The sequence below is a fragment of the Desulfonatronospira sp. genome (assembly GCA_003563255.1).
Taxonomy (GTDB): Bacteria; Desulfobacterota; Desulfovibrionia; order Desulfovibrionales; family Desulfonatronovibrionaceae; genus Desulfonatronospira.
The window spans coordinates 1-3,140 of sequence record PWSL01000257.1 but is presented as its reverse complement, the minus strand read 5'-3'; the positions used below and the strand labels follow the sequence as shown (position 1 = coordinate 3,140).

Below are 3,140 nucleotides of genomic sequence, written 5' to 3'. Positions count from 1 at the left end.
TCCAAAATGATCCAGCACTCACTTTTGAATACTATTATTTACCTGGTACTTCTCCATTGTCAAAAGTGAGTGCTGGATCGAAAAACGTTCCCACGCAGAGCGTGGGAACGATAAGAAGAGCCAGTCCCAGTGCCGTATCTGTTTAGCGATTTTAAGGAAAGCAGGGGACAGGCACCCCCGCACTTATTTTTGTCACAGGAAATTTCAGCATATTTGAAAAAATAAGTGCGGGGAGAGCCAGTCCCCAGTGCCACATGCAAAGCGCTAAACAGACACTGTTTGAAGCTCTTTATACATAATAAAAGCATCCACAAAGCCATGTTTTGCATGTTTGAAGGCTTTGGGCAACCGGCCGACAACCTGAAAACCGTTCTTTTTCCAGATATGGAGTGCAACCTCATTGGTGGAAACAACCATGTTGTACTGCATTGCCCGAAACCCTCTTGCCACGGCTTCCTCCTGCGAGTGCCGGCACATCCTGGAGGCAATTCCCTTGCCACGTGCCTCTTGTGTCACAATGTATCCACAATTGCAAACATGTGCCCCGAGGCCGGGCTGGTTAGGCTTTATGTAGTAGGTGCCCACAACTGTTTTCTTATCATACTCAGCCACAAAAGTTGCAACAGGCACCTGCACCCAGACATCAAACGCTTGAGATTCAGTGATGTCAGGCGGAAAAGGATAGGTTTCCCCGGCCCGTAAAACCGGCTCGACCATCTTCCAGACAACCGGCCAGTCTTGATCTTGAAAAAGCCTGATCTTTACCAGAATACACCTCCTCTAATGTGAGCAGTTGTATCTGTCAGCGCATTAAAGAAAATCCGGGACAAGTACACCCTCACTTATTTTTTCAAATATCTCCAGCATTTCCGCCATAAAAAAATAAGTGCGGGGAGAGCCAGTTGTCCCTGTGCTACATGCAAAGTGCTATACAGATACGAGCAGTTTAACCTTTGAAACCTCAAAAAACTGCATGCGATATTCAAGGGGCTGAACAGAGACGCAACATGCAACGTGTCACAATCAATCAAAAAAACATAGGCGCTTTCTGTTTCATTAAATTAACTGATGCCGGGTCAGGCACAAAGGGGTTGTCCGGGGGATTTGCTGTTTTCATTGACACGTTCCGGTATACAGATTCACATTGAGATGCGTATGACGGCGACAAAAACAATTCGTTCCTGGGTGAAAGTGACGGGCTGGAGCTCGGTGTTCCCGGGGAAGACTTCTGGACCGTGCTTGAACTTCCTGGATAGATACCTGACGCGGGCTGTGCCCACAACACAAGATAATGCATTGCTCTTATCCCACTTGGGACAGACCCCACGTCAACAATGTATTTTGTGACAGGGTTGCAGGAGTAAGGCACTACCACCACAACTCTGGATCAGTTCCCGGGACTGCATAGTTATAAGCACAGGCTATGATATCTTCTGTGTTTACAAACCTCAGTGCAATAAACACATCCACGTCGTTCCGGTGATATTTTCCTATGGCGTAGGTACCAACCACAAATCCCTGCACATCGTATTTTTCTCCGATCTGGTGCAGGTTTCTGGACAGTATAAATTCGCCCTCGGCCTCACTTACAAAAATATTACTCTGGCTCATTTTGATTTCCTGGACCTTGAGGCCCTGCTGAGACAGGCGACCGGCGATGATCTCAGAGGAAATTCGACCCAGAGTTGATGATTTACCCATTTCATCAATATCTACGAGACTGGTAACTATGATTGGTTGATCATCTTCAATGACAACGCTGCAATTCTGAAGTAAATTGTCTGCTGCTATTTCATGCATGCGAGGAAACTTTTCTGCATCAAAATTGCTGTGAAATGTATTCATGTCTTGTATAGCATATTTGTCAGCTGTGCATGAAATTAAAGACATAAAAAAGCAGAACAGTATGACGATTATTCCAATAATTTTATAGCCCATGATTACCTCTACTAACGGCCTTCTGCCACATTATAAGATTTTGTAGGTGATTTCTCTGGTGGTTTAGTATAATTGTCTATTTCGGAATTTTTGAAGTAAAGGGTACGAGTCATAGTGCCTACTATTCTTCCATGATAGTGAAGGTCTTGTGACAGGACAAGTTCTTTTTGTTCCAGTTGGTTGTATCTCCTGTCATGGTTAGGGATATTTCCAGTATGTACCGGAAAGGTAGGATGGTCGATAACCTGGGTATCAATTGTCAATTTCAAAAGGCAATTGTTTTGAGTACATATGTGATAACATTTTCTGGTAAGATGAGCTTTAAGATATTCGAGGAATGCCTTTTCAAAAGGAGATGGATTTGTCAGTTTTATATAAATACCAAAATCGTGGTCACCAGGCTCTACATAGCTGTCTATCTCCCTGGCAACATTTCCAGCTATGATTTCCCAGTGATGAGCTGCCTGAACCATGTGTTGTTCGGAAATTTTAAAGTTGGTGGGCTTAGGAGCCTCGCTGTAAGGTTGTGTACAACCAAACATTGCAGCTAAAACTAAAGTGATGAGTATCAATTTCAAGTATTGCATACTGTTCTCCTAATAAAAGTGTCCATAGCTCAGTGACTTACTCCTCAAGCCTTGTCGCAAAAAACTTGAACCATACGTATCTGATTAGCGATTTTTTGGTTCCTGGTTCTTCGTTCCTGGTTACCTCTAGTTCCAGGCTCCAGCCTGGGAACAAGAAAAAAAACCTGCTTGCATGTTTGTGGGGACAGGCACCCCGGCACTTATTTTTTATTGAACAAGAAACAGATTAGAAAAATAATTGCCGGGAGAGCCAGTCCCTGTGCTCAACGCGTCCTGCAGGGGTTAACCGGATGATGCCCCGAAGGGGCCACTTTTTCCGTGCAAGGTCGCGGAAAAAGCCTAGTGACTTACTCCTGAGACCCTGTCATAAAAAACAAGAAAAATTTCGAACAGAGACAGGGTTTCAGCGCCTGGTACTGGGACTGTCCCCGCTTAGAACCAACCAGATCAGAGGCAACCAGTTTTGCGAATTAAAGATTTCAGTAACCAGATAAATGTTTTCGCGGGGACTGTCCCAATTGGGATAAGAGCATTTCTTATCTTGATGAACCTGCAAAAAGTCGGGGAATGAAAAATTCACAAATCAACAATATACATAACTCTTTGATTTTACTG

3 protein-coding genes are annotated in these 3,140 nt (G+C 44.1%); all 3 read right to left on the bottom strand.

Translation table 11 applies throughout. The annotated features are described in order from the left end of the window. Positions 1–264 precede the first annotated feature (264 nt). Positions 265–717, bottom strand: coding sequence for a GNAT family protein (locus tag QZP87_RS07505; RefSeq protein WP_291322301.1), 453 nt, complete (start codon positions 715–717; stop codon positions 265–267). 651 nt (positions 718–1,368) lie between these two features. Continuing rightward, positions 1,369–1,800, bottom strand: coding sequence for a FlgO family outer membrane protein (locus tag QZP87_RS07500; RefSeq protein ID WP_291322300.1), 432 nt, complete (start codon positions 1,798–1,800; stop codon positions 1,369–1,371). A gap of 149 nt (positions 1,801–1,949) precedes the next feature. Then, positions 1,950–2,525, bottom strand: coding sequence for a hypothetical protein (locus QZP87_RS07495; RefSeq protein WP_291322299.1), 576 nt, complete (start codon positions 2,523–2,525; stop codon positions 1,950–1,952). Between the last annotated feature and the right edge of the window lie 615 nt (positions 2,526–3,140).